General features: G+C 71.3%; 20 protein-coding genes. 13 read left to right on the top strand and 7 right to left on the bottom strand.

The features are described 5' to 3' along the window. Positions 1-14 precede the first annotated feature (14 nt). From NQ707_RS03785 to NQ707_RS03760, 6 genes are read left to right on the top strand one after another with little or no spacing between them, the layout of a single operon-like run. A complete protein-coding gene (locus NQ707_RS03785) occupies positions 15-1,076 on the top strand; it encodes a glycosyltransferase family 4 protein (protein WP_244884087.1) in 1,062 nt (353 codons plus the stop codon). After that, positions 1,073-2,329 carry a hypothetical protein gene (locus NQ707_RS03780; RefSeq protein WP_055684341.1) on the top strand — a complete coding sequence of 419 codons (1,257 nt, stop codon included), beginning with the start codon at positions 1,073-1,075 and terminating at the stop codon, positions 2,327-2,329. The genes NQ707_RS03785 and NQ707_RS03780 overlap by 4 nt, the downstream gene beginning before the upstream one ends. After that, entirely contained in the window at positions 2,326-3,240 is a 915-nt protein-coding gene (locus NQ707_RS03775; protein ID WP_404434861.1) for a glycosyltransferase family 2 protein, read from the top strand. The genes NQ707_RS03780 and NQ707_RS03775 overlap by 4 nt, the downstream gene beginning before the upstream one ends. Further along, positions 3,237-4,325 (top strand): glycosyltransferase family 4 protein, encoded by a 1,089-nt coding sequence (locus NQ707_RS03770; RefSeq protein WP_404434859.1) that lies wholly within the window; start codon positions 3,237-3,239, stop codon positions 4,323-4,325. The genes NQ707_RS03775 and NQ707_RS03770 overlap by 4 nt, the downstream gene beginning before the upstream one ends. After that, positions 4,322-5,296, top strand: coding sequence for a glycosyltransferase family 2 protein (locus NQ707_RS03765; protein WP_404434856.1), 975 nt, complete (start codon positions 4,322-4,324; stop codon positions 5,294-5,296). The genes NQ707_RS03770 and NQ707_RS03765 overlap by 4 nt, the downstream gene beginning before the upstream one ends. Positions 5,297-5,301: 5 nt before the next feature. Further along, positions 5,302-6,510, top strand: a complete 1,209-nt coding sequence (locus NQ707_RS03760; RefSeq protein ID WP_363834865.1) for a glycosyltransferase — start codon at positions 5,302-5,304, stop codon at positions 6,508-6,510. 51 nt (positions 6,511-6,561) lie between these two features. On the opposite strand, the gene NQ707_RS03755 is transcribed toward NQ707_RS03760, so the two are convergent. The 3 genes from NQ707_RS03755 to NQ707_RS03745 all read right to left on the bottom strand — a co-directional run bounded on the left by NQ707_RS03755 (position 6,562) and on the right by NQ707_RS03745 (position 9,341). After that, the gene (locus NQ707_RS03755; RefSeq protein WP_404434849.1) at positions 6,562-6,894 is read right to left on the bottom strand and encodes a PqqD family peptide modification chaperone; all 333 of its coding nucleotides are present in this window, start codon (positions 6,892-6,894) and stop codon (positions 6,562-6,564) included. Then, complete coding sequence (locus tag NQ707_RS03750; protein WP_404434846.1) at positions 6,891-7,784, bottom strand: nucleotidyltransferase family protein; 894 nt, start codon at positions 7,782-7,784, stop codon at positions 6,891-6,893. The genes NQ707_RS03755 and NQ707_RS03750 overlap by 4 nt, the downstream gene beginning before the upstream one ends. Positions 7,785-7,880: 96 nt before the next feature. Beyond that, positions 7,881-9,341 (bottom strand): polysaccharide biosynthesis tyrosine autokinase, encoded by a 1,461-nt coding sequence (locus tag NQ707_RS03745; RefSeq protein WP_358292650.1) that lies wholly within the window; start codon positions 9,339-9,341, stop codon positions 7,881-7,883. 146 nt (positions 9,342-9,487) lie between these two features. Here NQ707_RS03745 and NQ707_RS03740 point away from each other — a divergent pair, with 146 nt between their 5' ends. Next, complete coding sequence (locus NQ707_RS03740; protein WP_165590094.1) at positions 9,488-10,018, top strand: VanZ family protein; 531 nt, start codon at positions 9,488-9,490, stop codon at positions 10,016-10,018. 14 nt (positions 10,019-10,032) lie between these two features. Here the strand turns inward: NQ707_RS03740 and rfbA are convergent, their stop codons facing one another. Further along, on the bottom strand, positions 10,033-10,896 hold the full coding sequence (gene rfbA, locus NQ707_RS03735) for a glucose-1-phosphate thymidylyltransferase RfbA (protein WP_100464270.1): 864 nt from the start codon (positions 10,894-10,896) through the stop codon (positions 10,033-10,035). Positions 10,897-10,950: 54 nt separating this feature from the next. On the opposite strand from rfbA, the gene rfbB reads away from it, so the two are divergent. From rfbB to NQ707_RS03705, 6 genes are all read left to right on the top strand, one after another. Next, entirely contained in the window at positions 10,951-11,949 is a 999-nt protein-coding gene (rfbB, locus tag NQ707_RS03730; RefSeq protein ID WP_055684350.1) for a dTDP-glucose 4,6-dehydratase, read from the top strand. A 2-nt stretch (positions 11,950-11,951) separates the two neighbouring features. Next, entirely contained in the window at positions 11,952-13,382 is a 1,431-nt protein-coding gene (gene rfbD / locus NQ707_RS03725; protein WP_055684351.1) for a dTDP-4-dehydrorhamnose reductase, read from the top strand. Further along, complete coding sequence (locus NQ707_RS03720; RefSeq protein ID WP_100464272.1) at positions 13,379-14,260, top strand: hypothetical protein; 882 nt, start codon at positions 13,379-13,381, stop codon at positions 14,258-14,260. The genes rfbD and NQ707_RS03720 overlap by 4 nt, the downstream gene beginning before the upstream one ends. Positions 14,261-14,737: 477 nt before the next feature. Beyond that, on the top strand, positions 14,738-15,364 hold the full coding sequence (locus NQ707_RS03715; RefSeq protein ID WP_055684353.1) for a 50S ribosomal protein L25/general stress protein Ctc: 627 nt from the start codon (positions 14,738-14,740) through the stop codon (positions 15,362-15,364). Positions 15,365-15,539: 175 nt separating this feature from the next. Continuing rightward, positions 15,540-16,121, top strand: a complete 582-nt coding sequence (pth, locus tag NQ707_RS03710; protein ID WP_055684354.1) for an aminoacyl-tRNA hydrolase — start codon at positions 15,540-15,542, stop codon at positions 16,119-16,121. Between the two features lie 97 nt (positions 16,122-16,218). Then, positions 16,219-17,091, top strand: a complete 873-nt coding sequence (locus NQ707_RS03705; RefSeq protein WP_055684355.1) for a twin-arginine translocation signal domain-containing protein — start codon at positions 16,219-16,221, stop codon at positions 17,089-17,091. A 91-nt stretch (positions 17,092-17,182) separates the two neighbouring features. Here the strand turns inward: NQ707_RS03705 and NQ707_RS03700 are convergent, their stop codons facing one another. The 3 genes from NQ707_RS03700 to nhaA form a co-directional block, all read right to left on the bottom strand. Further along, entirely contained in the window at positions 17,183-17,356 is a 174-nt protein-coding gene (locus NQ707_RS03700) for a hypothetical protein (RefSeq protein ID WP_165601618.1), read from the bottom strand. Between the two features lie 73 nt (positions 17,357-17,429). Continuing rightward, entirely contained in the window at positions 17,430-17,999 is a 570-nt protein-coding gene (locus NQ707_RS03695) for a hypothetical protein (RefSeq protein WP_100464273.1), read from the bottom strand. Positions 18,000-18,148: 149 nt separating this feature from the next. Beyond that, the gene (gene nhaA / locus NQ707_RS03690; RefSeq protein WP_100464275.1) at positions 18,149-19,507 is read right to left on the bottom strand and encodes a Na+/H+ antiporter NhaA; all 1,359 of its coding nucleotides are present in this window, start codon (positions 19,505-19,507) and stop codon (positions 18,149-18,151) included. Positions 19,508-19,540 lie beyond the last annotated feature (33 nt).

Below are 19,540 nucleotides of genomic sequence, written 5' to 3'. Positions count from 1 at the left end.
CCGAGATCGGGGGCGTGGCCCGCCACGTGCTCGACGCCGCGCGACAGGGCATCCCCGGATATCGCATCGTGGTGCTGTGCCCGGAGGGGGCGCTGGCCGAGGCCCTGCGCGGGCAGGGTTCCGCCGTGGTCACCGGGGCCTTCGGCACCGGCGCCGGGTTCACGGCGTCGGTGCGGACCCTGCGCGCCACGGTGCGCGCCCTGCGCCCGGTAGTGGTGCACACGCACCTGGCCTTCGCCGACGTCGTCGCCGCGGCGGCTCTGGGACTCTCCCGGCTGCCGGGGCTGCGACGTCGGGGCCCGGTGCTGGCCACCACCGAGCACGGGATCGCCCCGGAGGACTCCGTCTACCAGTCCTCGACGCTGCGCGCCCGGGTGATGAATCTGGTGCACGGGGTGCGGCTGCGGGTCACGGACGTGAAGCTGGCGGTCAGCGCCTCCACGGCCGAGGTCATGGCCGCCAAGTGGGGAGCTCGCGGGGTGCGCGTGGTGCGCAACGGGGTGGACGCCCCGACCCTGCGACGGCGCTTCGACGCCGCCCGGATGCCCGGTGCCCCGGGGGTCTTGCGGGTGCTCAGCCTGTCTCGGCTGGCCCCGGAGAAGAACCTGGACGTCCTGCTGGAGGCCTTCGCGCGGGTGCGCGAGCAGGTCCCGGAAGCCACTCTGGAGGTCGCGGGGGAGGGGCCGCTGCGCTCGCAGCTGGAGGACCGCGCCCGGACGCTGGGCGTGGCGGAGGCCGTGCGCTTCGTCGGCTTCGCGGATCCGATCGAGGCGATGGGCCGGGCCGATGTGCTGGCGCAGCTGTCGGCCTGGGAGAATCTGTCCTATACGCTGCTGGATGCGGCGGCCGTGGGACTGCCCGTGGTGGCCACGGAGGTCGGCGGCAACGCCGAGATCCTGCCCGCGGGAAGCCTGGTGAGCTCTCCGGACCCGGCGGTGATCGCGCGGAAGCTGATGACCGCGGAAGCCGGACCCGGGCCTGCGACGGGCGGGTGGGATGCCGCGCAGATGTGCGCGGGCATCGCCGCGGCCTATGACGAGGTCCGGACCCCTGGGACTGGGAGGAGAGCACGATGAGCACGACGACGGTCCGGCCCGCCGGCTCCGGCTCCGTCTGGTACGAGCGCACCCGTGACCGGGTGCGCGATGAGGCGGGGCGGCTGCGCCTGGTGGAGTTCTTCCTGTTCCTGGTGATGGTGCTGCCCTTCCACGTGCCCGGGGTCGGCCTGGACACCCACCAGTTCATGCCCATCGTCGTCGTCCTCTACGGTCTGTGCCGTCGTCCGGCGGTGGCCCTGGGCGAGTACCGCTGGCTGGTGGTCCTGAACGCACTGATGCTGGTCTACGTGGGGCTGGTCTCCGCGCTGGCGGATCAGTCCGCGGATGCCGAGGACTGGAAGCGCCGGCTCTTCCGCATGACCGTGGTGACGGCGATGCTGTGGTTCATCGCCTCCGGGCGGATCCACATCCGCTCCGCGGTGATCGGCTATCTCACCGGGTTGGCGCTGAACATCCCGGCCTTCTACGCGGGGCTGGCCTCCAACGACTACGGCGGGTACCTCACCGGATTCATCGGGGACAAGAACCAGTCCGGTCTGGCCTACGCGATCTTCGGGCTGCTCGGCCTGATGCTGTTCCGCACCCTCCCGGCGCGGCTGCTGTGGCTGCTGGCGGCCGCGGTGCCGCTGTGGCTGACCGGCTCGCGCACCTCTCTGGCGGCCTTCGCGGCCGGGGCCCTGTGGATCCTGCTGGCGCCCCGGCTGTCCGTGTTCTGGAAGCTCGTGCTGGGGCTGGTGATCTACTGGGGAGTCAACCTGCTCAATGAGGACTTCTCGCAGGTCGGCGTGTTCTCCGATCGCGTGGGCAGCGATGCCCTGCGGGACCGGATCGATGACGCGTCGTGGGCGAAGGTCCAGACCACGGGCTTCTTCGGCCGCGGGCTCGGCGAAGCCGTGGTGCACCTCCTGGATTCCTCCGGCGGCACGGAGGAGAAGGCATGGTTCTTCCACAACTCCTACTGGTCCGCGTTCGTGGAGGGCGGCTGGCCCTGGCTGATCTCCATCGTCGCGGTGACCGTGCTCGTGGGCGTCCGGCCGTTCAGCTCGATCTCCGTGGCAGACCCCCTCGCGGGGCGGATCGCCCAGGGGGCGGCCGTCGCGCTGCTCGTGTGCGCGTGGCGCCTGGGGGAGGTCTTCTACACGAATGCGTGGGCGGTGGTGCTCGGCCTCGCGATCTTCGTCGCAGTGTCGGCGCGAGGTGGCGCCTCGGAACCGGCCATGTCCGCGACCAGCGCTGCACCGCGGATCGTCGCGAGGAGAGAGGCCCGATGACGCCCCTGGTGTCGGTGATCATCTGCGTCCGCAACGGGGCGGACACGCTCGGCCGTCAGCTGGCCGCCGTGGAGGCCCAGCGCAGCACGCACCCCTTCGAGCTCGTCATCGTGGACAACGGCTCCACCGACGGGACAGCCGAGCTCATCCGGCACTGGGCCGCAGAAGAGCACGACGCCGAGAGGTTCCCCGTGCAGATCGTGGACGGCGGGTCGGTCCCCGGCATTCCGGCCGCGCGCAATGCGGGGATCCGCCGCGCTCGCGGTCGCGTGCTGGCCTTCTGCGATGCGGACGACGCCATCCGGGATGGCTGGATCCAGGCGTTCGGGGACGCGCTGTGGGACCGGGAGGCCCTCGCCGGGGGGAGCGTGCATCCGCATCATCCGGGGGACTCCGAGACCGGTGCGAGCGCCCTCGGTGTGGTGCAGACACCGTACCTTTCGCACGTCGGAGGGGCATGCATGGCCGTGACCCGCGCGGCCTGCGATGCTGTCGGGGGCTTCGACCAGACGCTTCCCACCTATGGCTTCGAGGATGTGGTCTTCTCCTGGCGGGTCCAGGAAGCGGGATTCCCCCTCCTGAGCGTTCCGGACGCCGCCGTGGACTTCACGGTATCGGGAAACTCCGCGAGCATCCGCAAGCGGTTCCGACTCGGTCAGGGCCGCGTGCTCATGGCCCGTCGTTTTCCGGCCTATGACGCGCGGCGCTACACGGTCGGCGGAACCCTGAAGGACGCCGTGGGGGTCTCCGTCGGGGTGCTCGGCGCCGCCCTGCGGACCCGCAGTGTGGACCGAACCGACGCGGGCCGGGTCGTGGCCGCATGGGGCCGCGTCTACGGCTGCATCGTCTACGGCCCTCTCGGCGGGCTGCTGAAGCGCCGCCTCGGCGCTCGGAGCGGAACCGGGTCATGACCCGTCTCTACCTGGCCACCAACAACGGGGACATCTCCGGCGGTGAGGTCATGCTCTTCGCCATCGCGCGCGCCGCGAGGGAGGAAGGCTGGGAGGTCTCCGTGATCGCCCCGCGCACCCCGGACGAGGTCTGCCGCCGCGCGGATGCCGAGGGATACGACGTCGTGCGCCTGGCCGCCGACTCCCGACCCGCCTACATGCTGCAGCTGGCCCGGTGGGCCGCCCGACACCGCGACGCGTGGATCTGGTGCAACGGCTTGGTGCCCTCCTTCGCGCTGATCGGGCACCGCCGCAGGATCACCCACCTGCACCAGGTGCCGACCGGGAGCAACCGGGTCTTCGCGGCCGCGCTGCGGATCGGCGGTTCCGTGAGCCTGATCCCCTCGTACTACGGCGCGGCCGCGGTCCGCGGGACCCGCGGATTTCCCAACTGGACTCCGGTGATCAGCATCACCGGCCGTCCTGCGCCTCCCAGCGAGCCCGTGCGCGTCGGCTTCCTCGGGCGGATCTCCCCCATGAAGGGGGTCGCAACGCTGGCTCAGGCCGTCCGGGAGCTCGCCGGGAACCCTTCCGCAGGAGGATCACTCGAGCTCTGGCTGGCCGGCGATCACGGGCACATCCCCGAGGATGAGGTGGCGGTCGTCGAACGGGCCATCGGTCGGGTCCCAGCGGAGCTGGTCGTGCGCTGCGGCCGCGTCGTGCCGGAGCGGTTCCTCGAGCAGGTGGATCTCCTGGTGGTCGCCTCCGAGTGTTCCGAGGTCTTCGGGCTGACCGCCGCCGAGGCGATGAGCGCCGGGGTGCCGCTGGTCGTCTCCGATGACGGCGCCCTCCCGGAGCTGCTCGGCCCGGAGCACCCGTGGATCGCCCGCGCGGGTAACGCCGAGGACCTGGCCGCCGTGCTGCGCTCGGCCCTGCGCACTCTGCGCGATGACCCCGCCCGGGTCCGGCGCATCACCGACGCCGCCCACTCGAGGTGGCGGCGGCTGTACTCACCGGAAGCCGGCCGGGCACGAGTGGCCGAGGTGCTGGACCGCATCCGGCGCGGCCAGGACCCCGTTCCGCCCGCCCAGGAAGGACGCCCATGACCGAGCACGAGCCCACCGCCGACGTTGCCGTGCGCGCCTCCGTCATCATCCCCACCCGCGGGGGCCGCGACCGCCTGCACCACCCCCTGGATGCGCTCCAGCGGCAGAGCATCGACGACTTCGAGGTGATCGTCGTCGTGGACGGGGACGTGGACGACACCGCCGGCCTGCTGGAGACCTACCGCCGCGAGGGCATGACCCGGCTGCGCAGCATCGTCTTCCCGGAGAACCGGGGGCGCTCGGCCGCGCTGAACGCGGGGTTCGACGCCGCCCGCGGGGACATCCTCATCCGCTGCGATGACGACCTGGAACCGGGAGCCGAGTATGTGCAGCGCCATCTCGAGGCGCATCCGGACCCGGACGGCCTCTCCGGGGTCATCGGCCTGTACGACAACAGGTACCCGGAGACCCCGTATGCGCGGGTGTACGGGCGCCCGATGAACACCCGCTTCAGGCAGGACGCCGAGGCGACGCCGGCCGGGCGCCAATGGCGCTACTGGGCGGGCAACTGCTCGGTGACCCGACGTGCGCATGACCTGGCCGGCGGATACGACCGGGACTACCGGCGGTACGGCTGGGAGGACGTCGACATGAGCTGGCGGCTCGTGCAGGCCGGGGCGAGCGTGCGCATCGAGCCCGGGCTGCTGACCCCGCACCACGTCGCCGCCACCACCACCGCCTCCCGCGCCCGCCGGGCCCTGCACTCGGGGGCCGCGCGGGAGCTGTTCCTGGCCAAGCACGGGCAGGAGGCCCTCGGACCGCAGCGGCGCCCCGCGGGTCTCTGGGGTGCTGCCGTGCGCGGACTCGCCGCCGTGCTCACCGAAACCCGCCTGGAGAGGATCGCCGGGGGCGTAGACCGGATTCTGCCCCGCATTCCGGAAGGTCTGGGCCGTAAGCTGGTGGCGCTGTGCGTGGAAGCGGCAGGCCACGCCGGTGAACGCCACCCTGACAGAGCCCGACGAACCTTCTGAGAGACATGTTCGCCTCCCCCACGAACGCCCTCCGCCGTCTGATCCGCCCCCGCCCCGCATCCTCTCACCGCACTCCCCGCCACGAGATCGCGATCGCCCACGACTACCTCACCCAGCGCGGAGGAGCGGAGCGGGTGGTGCTGGCCCTGCACCGGATCTTCCCCGATGCCCCCATCCACACCACGCTGTACGACCCAGAGGGGACCTTCCCCGAGTTCCGGGACGCCCGCATCATCACCTCCCCGCTGAATCGGATCGGCTTCCTGCGCCGGCACCACCGCATGGCCCTGCCCCTGCTGTCGCTGGCCTCCTCGCTGCTGCGGGTCCCCGCCCGGCTGAGCATCGTCTCCACGACCGGATGGGCCCACGGGTTCCGCTTCGACGGGGACCGCCTGGTCTACTGCCACAGCCCCGCTCGGTGGATCTACCTCAGCGACCAGTACCTCGGGGACCGCGCGGGGAAGGGTCCCATGTCCTGGGTGCTCGCCGCGATGCTGCCCTTCCTGCGCCGCTGGGACCAGAAGGCCGCACACCGCCACGAGGGCGACTACCTCGCCAACTCCAGCGTGGTCCGCGATCGCATCCGCCGGGTCTACGGATTCGAAGCTCCGGTGCTCTTCCCGCCGCACAGCGTGGACGTGCAGGCCCCCGTCGAGCCCATCGACGAGGTCCCGTGGGACGGGACCGCGCGTGCCGACGGCGGGACCGGGGAGTTCTTCGTCATCGTCTCCCGCCTGCTGCCGTACAAGAACGTGCAGCACGCCGTGGAGGCCTTCCGGGACCTGCCGGAGCACAACCTCCTGGTCATCGGAGCGGGGCCGCTGTACCAGCCCCTGCGCACCCAGGCGCCGCCCAACGTGCGGGTGGCCCGCGGGCTCACCGACGCCCAGATGCGCTGGGCCTACTCCCGGGCTCGCGCGGTGCTCGCGGTCTCCTACGAGGACTTCGGGATCACCCCGCTGGAAGCCGGGGCCTACGGCAAGCCCGTGATCGCCCTGCGGGCCGGAGGATTCCTGGACACCCTGCGCGAGGGGGTGACCGGCGCGTTCATCGACGAGCCCACCGCCCCGGCCATCCGGGAGGCCGTGCAGGCCCTGGACCCGCGGGACTACGACGCCGAGCGGATCCGGGAGCACGCCCGCGCCTTCGGGATCGAGCGCTTCGAGGACCAGCTGCGAGAGCAGCTGCGACGCCGGGGCCTGCTCTGCGGCTGAGGACCGCCCGGCCCGGGCCCGGCCCGGGGTCTCCGGACCTGCCGGGCGGGGTCAGCCCCGGCCCGGCTCCTCGGGTTCCTCGAGCGGTTCGAGCAGACCCAGGTCCAGCAGCTGGCGGGCCAGCGCCTCGGCGTCGGCGGCCACCGTCTGGACCGGGGCGTCGTATTCGCGGGCCAGGCGGTGCACCCCGGCGTCGAAGGGCTCCCCGTCCGCCCAGGACAGCCACAGCGCCCGGCCCGGCCCGGTGAGGGTCTGCGGACCGATCTCCGGCGGCCGGGCGACGTAGCACAGCTGGGCCGTCGCCCGGCTGTCCACCCAGGCGGTTCGGGGACTGATCCGGAAGGGCGGCAGGGGCACTTCCTCTGATGCGTGCTCGGTGCTCACCGGCGCCTCCCGATCCATCCCCGGGCGACAGCAGACACCCCGCGCACCCGGCGCGCGGCGGCGGCCCCGAGCTCCCGGAGGGCCCGCCGTCGACGCCGGGCGGCCTCGGCGCGCAGCTCCTGCTCCGAGGGCTCGTGGCCCAGGCGCATGGCCAGGTGATCCCGGTTCACGTGCACCATGGAGCGCAGCAGGCGCAGCCGATCCCCGAGGGAGCGGGCCGCCCGGAACCTGGCCTCCCACTCCTGCAGGCGGGACCCGCCCTGGGAGATCACCTTCCACAGGAGATAGTCCCGGTGCCCGCGGAAGCTCTCCAGCTCGCCCAGGGCGGTGGCCAGGGCCAGCGTGCACTGAAGCACCTGCGCGCGCGAGCGCAGGATCGCGACGTCCTCGGCGCTGAGGATGCGCATCAGGTGGTGCACGTCGTGGCGCCCGCGCACGCCGTCGCGCCCGGCGTGGATCAGCAGCACCAGGATCTGGTCCAGCACCTGCGGCACCGCGCAGGGCAGGTGGGCGATGGGGATCCGCTCGTGGCTGGACCACAGCAGCTCGAAGGCCGCGGAGGGGTCCCGCAGGATCCCGGGGAAGTGCCGGTGGATGTCGGCCGGGCCCCACCAGGGATGGCGCAGGGTCATGGCGTGCTGGAAGGCCGAGCCGGAGTCGAAGTGGGCCACCACCTCCCAGCCCTGCTCGCGCAGCGCGCCGAGGAAGCGCTGCAGGTGCTCCGGGCGCACCAGCACGTCCGCGTCCGTGCTGACCCGATCCACCCGGTACAGCCCCGGCATGCTCGCGTAGCCCTTGATGTGCAGCACATCGGCGCCGACGCCGTCGGCGGTGGCCTGCAGGGCGGCGTGGGCCAGGCGGATGCGATCGCCCAGTTCCAGTCCGTGCATCCCCTGCCTCCTTCCCGGTGGCTCCGCCGCTGCGTCGATGTGCCCCGATGCCGCGAGGCGGCCCCGACCCCGGGGAAGGGGGGCCGCCTCGAAGGATCAGCTGCTGTGGGAGGTGCGGGCCCGGCGCCCGCGTCCCTTCGCCCCGTGCTTGCCGCCGGCGGCGGGGGAGGACCCGGAGCCGGATCCCTCGCCGTCCTGGCCGTAGTAGGCCTGGTAGCCGCTGCGGTAGCCGCCGTAGCCGAAGCCGTAGTAGTGCGAGCCCAGACCCTTCTCCGGGGTCATGTTCATCACGGTGCCCAGCAGGTGCCCGTTGACCCGGCCCAGCGCCTGCGCGGCGGCCTGCGCCTGATCCTTGCGGGTGCGCCCGCAGACGTTGACCAGGATGGCCCCGTCCACATTGGCCGAGAGCAGAGAGCCGTCCGTGACCGGCAGCAGCGGCGGGACGTCGATGATTACCAGGTACTCCTGGGACATCTCCTGGATCAGCCGCTGCATCTTGGACGAGCCCAGCAGCTCCGAGGGGTTCGGGGGGATGCGACCGGCCGGCAGCACGTACAGCTCGGTGTCCCCGATCCGCTGGATGGCCTCCTCCGGGCCGACCTGTCCGGAGAGCACCTGGGAGAGCCCGACGGCGTCGTCCAGGCCGAAGATCTTCGCCTGGGTGGGGCGGCGCAGGTCCGCGTCGATGAGGATCGTCGGCTGACCGGCCTTCGCGAAGGCGTGGGCCAGGGAGGCGGAGACCGTGGACTTGCCCTCGCCCGGGTTGGGGCTGGAGACGATGATCGAGCGCGGCGGGGCATCCACCGAGACGAAGCGCAGGTTGGTGCGCAGCTGGCGCAGCGCCTCCTCCGACTGGTGATCCGCGCGGTCGCTCAGGAAGGTGTTCTCATCCAGGGCCGAGGACTTCGGCAGGATGCCCAGGGTCCCCGCCTCGGTGGCGTTCTCCAGGTCATCGGTGGTGCGCACCCGCACGTCGGCGAACTTGCGCAGGAAGGCGATCAGGTAGGCCAGGACCAGGCCCACGGCGGCGCCGATCAGCAGGTAGTTGCGGTAGCTGGGGGAGACGGGTCCGTCCGGGGCCTGGGCATCATCCAGCGGGGTGACCTTCACCGCGGACTCCCGGCCCTCCAGGTCCGAGACGTAGTCCGCGGTGGCCTGCAGGGCGTTGTTGGCCAGCGTGGCCGCGTCCTGCGGGGAGGAGGCGGTGGCGGTGACCTTGATGAGGGTGGAGTTCGGCTCGACGGAGGCGCTCAGGTGCGAGGGGATCGCGGACTCGTCGATGCCCACGGAGTTGTTCTCGGCGATCTTCTTCGCGACCGGGCCGCTGGTGACCAGCGGCAGGTATGCGGAGGCCTTCGCCTGCGCCGCGGAGTCCCCGGAGAGGATGTCCCCGACGGCGGAGCCGCCGCCGGCGGTGACGTATCCGCTGGAGGTGGCAGAGTAGACCTTGGGCTGCAGGGCGGCGACGCCGAGGCCCAGCAGCGCCCCGGCTACGGTGAAGATGATGAGGTATTTCAGGTTCGCCCTGGTCAGGCGCAGGAAGTCGAGCAAAGTCATGGGGTCCCCTTGAGAAACGACACAGACGATCGGCGCGGTCGGCCCCCTCTGCTGGGTGAGGCCCTCAGGGCACGGCGAGGCCCTGACGGCTCGGGTGCCCGCCCGTCGCGATGCCTCGAGGGTACCATCCGGCCTCGGAGGGAACGGTGATCCGGCGCGGTGTAATCCACCCGGCCCGACGCACCAGCGCGACGACGCGGCGTCGGGTGCGCCGCGCGGCGATCTGGGTGCTGATCCCGGTGGTCCTGGTGGTGGGCGTCCTGCTGCTGTGGCCCGACGGCAGCCAGATCCGCCGGATCCTGCTGGATATCTGGCTGTGGCTGACCCCCACGCCCGCGCTGCGGCGCGCCATCAGCCCGGAGGACGTGGAGCAGACCCTGAACGCCCTGGTGTTCGTCCCCGTGTTCTGCGGGGCCCAGCTGCTCCTGCCGCGGATCCGCCCCGCCCTGTGGTGCCTGGCGGCCGTGGCGCTGGCCTGCTCGGTGGAGCTGACCCAGCTGCTGTTCCTGCCGGGCCGGAAGTTCGACCCGGTGGACGCCTGCTTCAACTCCCTCGGGGGGATCCTCGGGGTGGGCGCGGGGCTGGCGTTCTGGTCCCTGCTGGCCCACCGGGAGGCGCGCCGCTCCCGCGGCCGCGGAAGCGGCGCAGAGACCGACGACGGGGACTCCGCGGGCTGATGGCTTCGGGGGCCTCACTCCTCCAGCAGATTCAGCAGGTACCGGCCGTAGCCGCTCTTGACCAGTGGTTCGGCGCGGGCCCGCAGCCCGGCGTCGTCGATCAGCCCGGTGCGCCAGGCGATCTCCTCCGGGCAGCCGATGGACAGGCCCTGCCGGGCCTGCACGGTGCGGATGAAGCTCGTGGCATCCGCCAGAGAATCGAAGGTCCCCGTGTCCAGCCACGCCGTGCCGCGCGGCAGCACCTCCACCCGCAGCTTCCCCTGCTCCAGGTAGATCCGGTTCAGATCCGTGATCTCCAGCTCCCCCCGGGCCGAGGGGCGCAGGTTCCGGGCGTGCTCGATCACGTCGTTGTCGTAGAAGTACAGCCCCGGGATCGCGTAGTGGCTGCGCGGATGCTCCGGCTTCTCCTCGATGGACACGGCGCGGAAATCCTCATCGAACTCCACGACGCCGTAGGCGCTGGGATCCGAGACCCGGTACCCGAACACCGCCGCGCCGTCCACCTCCTGGTACTTGCGCAGCTGCGTGCCCAGGCCGGGGCCGTAGAAGATGTTGTCGCCCAGCACCAGCGCCACCGAGTCCTCCCCGATGTGCTCCTCCCCGAGCAGGAAGGCCTGCGCCAGCCCGTCCGGGGACTCCTGCACCGCGTAGGACAGCTCGACGCCGAAGGCCGAGCCGTCCCCGAGCAGGCGGCGGAACTGATCCGCGTCCTGCGGGGTGGTGATCACCAGGATGTCCCTGATCCCGGCCAGCATGAGCGTGGACAGCGGGTAGTAGATCATCGGCTTGTCGTAGACCGGGGTCAGCTGCTTGGAGATGCCCAGGGTGATCGGGTGCAGGCGGCTTCCCGTCCCCCCGGCGAGGATGATGCCCTTCATGGGAGTCATTGTGACACGGGCGCCCCGGAGCTCGGCTCACCTAGGATGGCCGGCATGGCGAGAATTCTGGTGACAGGCGGCGCCGGGTTCATCGGCTCCAACTTCGTCCACCACCTGGTGGAGCGCACGGAGCACGATGTCACGGTGCTGGACAAGATGACGTACGCGGCCAACGAGGACTCCCTGGCCGGGCTGCCCGAGGATCGGGTGCGCCTGGTGCGCGGGGACGTGGCCGATGCCGACGTCGTCGGAGACCTCGTGGCCGAGGCCGACGCCGTCGTGCACTACGCCGCGGAATCCCACAACGACAACTCCCTGGCGGATCCCGCGCCCTTCGTGCACACCAACCTGGTGGGCACCTTCACCCTGCTCGAGGCGGTGCGGCGCACCGGGACCCGCTACCACCACATCTCCACCGACGAGGTCTTCGGCGACCTCGCCCTGGATGACCCGGCCAAGTTCACCGAGACCACGTCGTACAACCCCTCCTCCCCGTACTCCTCGACCAAGGCCGGCTCGGACCTGCTGGTGCGCGCCTGGGTGCGCTCCTTCGGCATCGAGGCGACCCTGAGCAACTGCTCCAACAACTACGGGCCCTACCAGCACATCGAGAAGTTCATCCCCCGCCAGATCACCAACATCCTGGCCGGGATCCGCCCCAAGCTCTACGGCGACGGGCGCAACGTGCGGGACTGGATCCACGCCGAGGACCACTCCTCCGCGGTGCTGGCGATCCTGGAGCGCGGCCGCATCGGGCGCACCTACCTGATCGGCGCGGACGGGGAGCGGGACAACCTCACCGTGCTGCGCGCGATCCTGCGGCTGATGGGTCGGGCCGAGGATGACTTCGACCACGTGCGCGACCGCCCCGGGCACGACCTGCGCTACGCCATCGACGGCAGCGCGCTGCGCGAGGAGCTCGGCTGGCAGCCCCGCTTCCGCGACTTCGAGGCCGGCCTGGCCGAGACCATCGCCTGGTACGACGAGCACCGGGACTGGTGGGAGCCGCTCAAGCGGCAGGTGGAGGCCAAGTACGCGGAAGCGGGGCAGTGAGCATGGCCGAGCTGAGCATCACCACCACCCCCATCCCCGGGCTGCTCGTCGTGGACCTGCCCGTGCACGGAGACAACCGCGGCTGGTTCAAGGAGAACTGGCAGCGGGAGAAGATGACCGCCGCCGGGCTGCCGGACTTCGGGCCCGTGCAGAACAACATCTCCTTCAACGCCGCCCGGGGAACGACCCGCGGCATCCACGCCGAGCCGTGGGACAAGTACGTCTCCGTGGCCACCGGGGAGATCTTCGGGGCGTGGGTGGATCTGCGCGCCGGGGAGAGCTTCGGCCGGGTCTTCACCACCCGCCTGGATCCAGCCCGCGCGGTGTTCGTGCCACGCGGGGTGGGCAACGCCTTCCAGACCCTCGTCGATGACACGGCGTACGCCTACCTGGTCAATGACCACTGGTCCGCCGACGCCCAGGGGGAGTACGCCTTCCTCAACCTTGCCGATGAGACCGCCGGCATCGAGTGGCCCGTTCCCCTGGCCGAGGCGGAGCTGTCCGAGAAGGATCGGAACCACCCCCGGCTGGCCGAGGTGGAGCCCGTGGCCCCCGCCCCGCTGCTGATCACCGGGGCCACCGGGCAGCTGGGCCGGGAGCTGGTGCGCCAGTGCCGCGAGCGCGGCATCCCGCACCGGGCCGTCGGCCGCGAGGAGCTGGACCTGGCGCGCCCGGAGTCCTGGCGCACCTCCTTCCGCTGGCGCTCCTACCGCGCCATCGTCAACGCCGCCGCGCACACCGCGGTGGACGCGGCCCAAACCCCCGAGGGGCGCCGGGAGGCCTGGGCGGCCAACGCCACCGGGGTGGCCGCCCTGGCCGCGGTGGCCGTCGAGCACGGACTGCCGCTGATGCACGTGTCCACCGACTACGTCTTCGACGGGGCCCGCCCCGTCGGGCAGGCCTACACCCCGGATGACGCCGTCGCCCCGCTGGGGGTCTACGGGCAGTCCAAGGCCGCGGGGGAGGCCGCGGTGGCCGCGGTGCCGCAGCACCACATCGTGCGGACCTCGTGGGTGATCGGGGAGGGGAGGAACTTCGTGCGCACCATGGCCTCCCTCGCCGAGCGCGGCGTGGACCCCGCGGTGGTGGGGGACCAGCACGGGCGACCCACCTTCACCGAGGACCTGGCCGCGGGGATCCTGCACCTGCTGGAGCAGAATGCCGCCCCGGGGATCTACCACCTGAGCAACGAGGGGCCGGACACCACGTGGGCCGAGCTGGCGGCGTCCGTCTACGAGCTCACCGGCCACGACCCGGCCCGCGTCTCGGCGACCACCACCGCCGAGTACTTCGCGGACAAGCCCGACGCCGCCCCGCGCCCGGCCAACTCCCTGCTGGATCTGACGAAGCTCGAGCAGACCGGCTTCCGCCCGCGGGATCACCGCGAGGCCCTGGCCGCGTACCTGGCGGGGCGAGAGGTGGAATCCGCATGAGCAGTTTCAAGGACACCGCGATGCATGGCGCTCGCCAGGTCAAACACTGGGGATTTCTCGCGGAGAAGCACGGCAGAGCGCTCTCGACGAGGACGAGGAATCGGGTCGCCGACGTCATCAATCCCGTCCGGTCCCGCATCTCCCCGTATTCCTTCGATCCTTCCCTCTACCGGCGCAGCTTTCTGGTGCGGCCCGCTCCGCCGCAGAAGGAGCCCTCTCAGCTCCCGCGTCAGGTGTTCATGGTCTGGACTGGTGAGAATGACCTGACCCCCGCCCGCAGCCGCAACCTACAGGCGACACAGGAGATCGTCGGGGTGCCCGTCCATCTCGTTCGCCCCGAGAACCTCGACGAATGGCTGCTCCCGGGTCACCCGCTACATCCCGCCTACGACCAGCTGTCGCTGGTCCACCGGTCGGATTATCTGCGGGCCTATCTTCTGCACCATTACGGGGGTGGGTACTGCGTCATCAAACGAGCGCTGCATGATTGGAACGGATCCTTCGACGCACTCGAAGAGCACCCGGACCGCTGGATCATCGGCTATCCCGAGCAGCACGTGAATGACCCGGCCCGACTTCCCGGGCGCCTGGGCCATGACATTCGGAAGCACTACAGTCGTTTGGTGTCCAGTGGTGCTCTGATCACGCGCTCGCACACCGACTTCACCGCTGAATGGCTCCGGGAGATCGAGCGGCGTCTGGACTACTTCGCCGATCAGCTGGCCGAGTTCCCCGGCGGGATCCGGGGCGAGGTGGTAGGGTACCCGGTCTCCTGGACGGATGTCCTGGGCAAGATCTATCACCCGCTGCAGCTCAAGCACCTGCCGAGAATCCTCCAAGATGATCGGCTGGAGGTGGAGCTGACGGACTACCGCTGAACAGCATCGGCCGCTCTCCCCCGTCGGTCGTGACAGGCAGGCCTTAGACGCGTACTTGGCTGGCTGGCCCCTCCTCGCCGGTCCCGGCGGGTTCGGGAGCCGTCCGGTGTCTTGGGAGTGCTCGCAGTGCTCCCGAAACACCGGACGGCTCCTAAACCGTGGGGAGGGCCCGACGCGGGGGTTGGTGCGGCGTGCGCGAGGGTCGACGCGGCGGGGTGCGGTGGCCGGGCCCTTGGGCCTCGGCATTGCCGCGCGGGTCCGCGGGCGGTAGGCTGTGGGTCTGCATGCCAAGGCGAGGGCGTCATCCGACGGTGACGCCGTGATCGACGAAGGCTGGTCGGCTCACGCACGAGCTGCGCTTCCCGCGCTGACGTGTGCGAGCGCGCCGGTCTCGCCCCGCCCGCCCGCACGGGTGGCCAACGGGGGACTTGGCGCACGCACTGAAGCAACGAACCGACCGGAAAGGTGGTCACCGACATGGCAGACCGCATCAAGATCTCCGCCGAAGCCCGCGACGACTTCGGCAAGGGCTACGCCCGCCGCCTGCGCAAGGCCGGCAAGATCCCCGCCGTCATCTACGGCCACGGGGCCGAGCCCGTCCACATCGCCCTGCCCGGGCACGAGACCATGCTCGCCGCCCGCAACCCCAACGCCGTGCTGTCCGTGGACGTGGACGGCACCAACCACCTGACCCTGATCAAGGACGTGCAGCGCCACGCGATCCGCCCGGAGATCTACCACGTGGACCTGCTGACCGTGCGCCGCGGCGAGCGCGTGGAGGTGGAGGTCCCCGTGGTCGTCGAGGGCGAGGTGGCCCCCGGCAACATCTCCACCCAGTCCGAGTCCGTGCTGCTGCTGGACGTGGACGCCCTGGACGTGCCCGAGGAGCTGCTGGTGGACGTCACCGACCGCCAGGACGGCGAGCACGTCACCGCCGCGGACGTGCTGCTGCCCGAGGACGTCACCCTGGTCTCCGACCCGGAGCTGATCGTCGTCAACGTCTCCGCCGAGGTCGAGCAGGACCTGGGCGAGGAGCCGGAGACCGAGGAGGAGGGCGAGGAGTCCGAGGATTCCGAGGCCTCGGAGGGCTCCGAGGAGGAGTAGCCCCCTCGCGGGCGCCGCTTCCGGCGCCCGCACGCGAGGCCGGCCCGTCGCCCGGATCCGCGCACGCCCCGCTCGCGGGGCCGCGGAACGGCGGCGGGCCGTCGTCGTGCCGGCATCGGTCAGGCAGGAGCGCCGCCGCGCAGCGGGGCGCAGCCAGTGAGGAGTGCGAGAGCAGATGAGCCAGACGTGGCTGGTCATGGGCCTGGGCAACCCCGGGACGCAGTACGAGCGGACCCGGCACAACGTCGGGCAGATGGTCATCGGGAACCTCGCCGAGCGCATGGGCGGCACGCTCAAGCGCCACAAGGCCGGGGCGATGGTCATGGAGGGCCGCGCCGGCATCGGCGGGCCGCGGGTGGTGCTGGCCCGATCCACCGGGTACATGAACACCTCCGGCGGGCCGACGGCGGGGCTGGCCTCCTTCTACGGCATCGACCCGGAGCACGTGATCGCCGTGCACGACGAGATCGACATCCCCTTCGACGCGATCCGGCTCAAACGCGGCGGGGGAGAGGGCGGGCACAACGGCCTGCGCGACATCACCAAGGCGCTGGGGACCAAGGAGTACCTGCGCGTGCGCGTGGGGGTGGGGCGTCCGCCCGGGCGCATGGACGCCGCGGACTACGTGCTCAAGCCGTTCACCGCGGCGGAGGCCAAGCAGCTGCCGGTGCTCGTGGAGGATGCCGCGGATGCGGTGGTCTCCCTCATGGTCCACGGCCTCACGGACACCCAGCAGCAGTACCACTCCCGGGGCTGAAGCTCCCGCCGACCCGCCCCGTGCCCGGGTCCTGCGGGCGCGGGTCCGGTAAGATTCTTCCCCTGACCGTCCATCATCGCATCAGGGGGACATGCCCATGGATCAGGCCATCACGCGACGCCGCGCGCTCGGATACGGGGGAGCGGGGGTGGCCGCGGCCCTGCTGGGCTCCGCGGCCTGGGCCCCGCCGGCCGAGGCCGCCGGCACCTACCGCTCCGGGTGGGGCAACGCGGTCTTCGAGGACGACTTCTCCGGGTCTTCGCTGAGCTCATCCCGGTGGAACGTCCGGGACCGGACCTACCTCAGCCACGACTGGAGCACCATCTCCGCGGCGAACGTCGCGGTCGCGGCAGGTGCGCTCAAGCTCACCGCCAGGAAGCTGGCCTCCCCGGTCACCACCTCGGACGGACGACGCCGGGAGTGGTCCGGGGCCGAGGTGAACACGCTGGGGAAGTTCTCCCTGGAGCACGGGCGCTGGGAGGTCCGGGCCAAGATGCCGGCCGCCCCGAACCGCAGCGTGGGGCTGTGGGCCGCCGTGTGGTTGCGCCCGGATGACGGGTCCGTGCCGGGGGAGGTGGACATCGTCGAGTCCTACGGCTCCAAATCCTCCCAGGCGAAGACGAAGTTCGACCCCACCAGCCGCGCGGAGACCACGGTGCACTTCAACCAGCGCCGCACCGGGTCTCTGCACGGGTGGAGCCCCAGCGGCACCGACATCTACAGCCGGTGGAACACCTGGGCCGTGGAGAAGACCCCCGCCGGGGTGCGCGGATTCTTCAACGGGGAGAAGATCCTCGACGTGCCCTCCGGCACCGCCGCGTACCGCGCCGCCTTCCCGGCCGGGAAGAAGCTGAACCTGCGGATCAGCTTCCAGGTGGGCAACTCCTACTGGGGACGGCCCACCGCCGCCACGGCCTCCGGGCAGTCCATGGAGCTGGATTACGTGCGGGTGTGGAAGCACCAGGGCTGAGAGCGGTCCGCGCTGCGCACGCGCGAAGCCCCCGGCGCGGGAGCTGGGCTCCTGCGTCGGGGGCTTCGCGCTCGCTCGGGCGCCGCGGGACTCAGATCAGGACGGTGTGCATCGGAACGTCGGTGACCTCCGGCGGGTACCGGTAGTCCTCACCCACCTGCTCCTCCTGCTCCGCGGTGGGTTCGCCCGCCGTGGGGGAGGGGGCGGCCTGCTCGGTCCCCTCCGACTCCTGCTGGCTCCGGTGCTGCTGCTCGCTGCTGTCCATGCTCATCTCCTGGCTGTGCTGTCCGGTGTCTGCTGCTGTGCTCTCTGGCGCCTGCCGGCGCGGTGGTCCGTTCTCAGACGTAGACGGGGCCGCGTTCGATGACGAGGGTCTCCCCGTCCACGGTCACCTCCCGTCGGCTGTACACCGGCGTGGTGCCCACGCAGCCGCTCACGGACGCCGTGAAGTAGGGCTGCTCGGTCGCGTACTTGTACTGGCCCTGGGCGTTGAAGGACCACCCGCCCGTGTAGGTGAGGGTGTAGGCGTAGTAGCCGGGACGGTTCGGATCCTGCTGCGCGGAGCTGATGGACCACTGGCTGGAGCCCAGGTTTCTCCAGCCGAGCCGGCCCAGGCTGGTGGGGAACCAGAGGGTCAGCTGGGCGTCCGCCACCTTCGTGGCCGACGTCGCCCCCTCCACCCACAGGCCGCGCTCGGGGTAGCTGCCCCTGCCGTCGATGGTCATGGTGGTGGTGCTGTTGCGGCAGCTGCGCTGGATCTGCACCGAGCCCTGCAGGCCCAGCTTCGGGCTGGCGGCCTGGGCCGGGACGGCGGCGGCCGCGGCGACCGCGGGCAGGGACCAGGCGGCCCCGCGGGCCAGCGTGCGGCGCGATATCGGATGGGCGGACTGCGGTGCGTCCACGGACATGGATCTCCCCCTGAATTCCTCGGTGTCCCCCACGCGAAGAAGCCTCCCGGTGCCGGTTTCCCCCGGAGCAGAGGGAGACCCTGACGGTGGTCTTCGAAGATCTTATGTGGGGGTGGGAAAACCTGTCAAACAGGCCTGCCGCCGCGGCCTCAGTCCCTCTCGCCCTCGTGGTGCCGGTCCCGCTCCTGGGCCGCTCGCGCCTGCTCGGGGTCCGGCTCTTCCCCGTCGAAGGTGTCCACGGCCACGCCCTGGGCGCGCAGCTTCTTGTAGTGGGCGTTGCGCAGGGCCAGCAGCACCCCGCCGATGATGGCGGCCAGGAAGGACCCCGTGAGCACGCCCACCTTGGCGTGGTCGTCGTGGGCGCTGCCTAGACCGAAGCTCAGCTCCGCCACCAGCAGCGCCACCGTGAAGCCGATGCCGCCCAGCATGGCCAGCCCGAGGACGTCCGGCCACTTCAGGTCCTCGTCCTTGGTGGCCGGGGTGAGGGTGGTGAGCAGCCAGGTGGAGGAGAAGATGCCCGCGGTCTTGCCCAGGACCAGGCCGAAGATCACGCCCAGCGCCACCGGGTCCGTGAACGCGGAGACGATGCCGTCCACCCCGCCCACGGCCACCCCCGAGGCGAAGAACGCGAAGACCGGGATGGCCACGCCGTTGGAGATCGGCTGGTAGCGGTGGGCCAGGCGCGGAGCCAGGCCGATGGGCGCCTCCCCGTGCTGGGGATCGGTCCGGTGCAGCACCGGCACCATGAAGCCCAGCAGCACCCCGGCGATGGTGGCGTGCACCCCCGCCGAGTACACCAGCAGCCAGGTGAGCACCCCGATGGGCAGCAGGATGACCCACGGGGCCCAGGGGGAGAAGGCGAAGAAGCGCGGGTACCGATGGGTGAGGAACCAGAACAGGGCCAGCGGCACGATGCTGGCCGCCAGGAAGCCGAACTGCACGCCCTCGGAGTAGACGAAGGCGATGATGACGATGGCGATCAGATCATCCACCACGGCCAGCGTCAGCAGGAAGGTGCGAGCCGCCGTCGGCAGGGCGGAGCCCACCACCGCCAGCACGGAGACCGCGAAGGCGATGTCCGTGGCCGTGGGCACCGCCCACCCGGACAGGGTCTCCGCATCCCCCCACGCCAGGTTGATCCCGGCGTAGATCAGGGCGGGGACCAGCACGCCGCCGAACGCGGCCGTGATGGGCACGATCGCCTTCTTCACATCGTGCAGCTCCCCGTCCACGAACTCGGACTTCAGCTCCAGGCCCGTCATGAAGAAGAAGATCGCCAGCAGGCCGTCCGAGGCCCACTCGCCCACCGTGTGCTCCAGGGCGTCGATGCCGGGGATGCCCAGGTGGGTGTCCCGGACCCCGAAGTACAGGCCCTCCAGGGGAGTGTTGGCGAAGATCAGGCCCAGCAGCATCGCCGCGAGCAGCAGCAGACCGCCGGTGTTCCCGGCGCGCAGCTTATCCGCGATCCTCCCTGCGCTGTAGCCTTCCTCTTCCAGTGTGGTGACCATGGGTTCCTCCGTGACGGTCCCGCGGCTCGGCGC

Origin of the sequence: Rothia sp. BD8 (genome assembly GCF_044878465.1) — a bacterium.
GTDB lineage: Bacteria > Actinomycetota > Actinomycetes > Actinomycetales > Micrococcaceae > Rothia > Rothia kristinae.
This window is presented reverse-complemented; position numbering and strand designations above follow the sequence as displayed.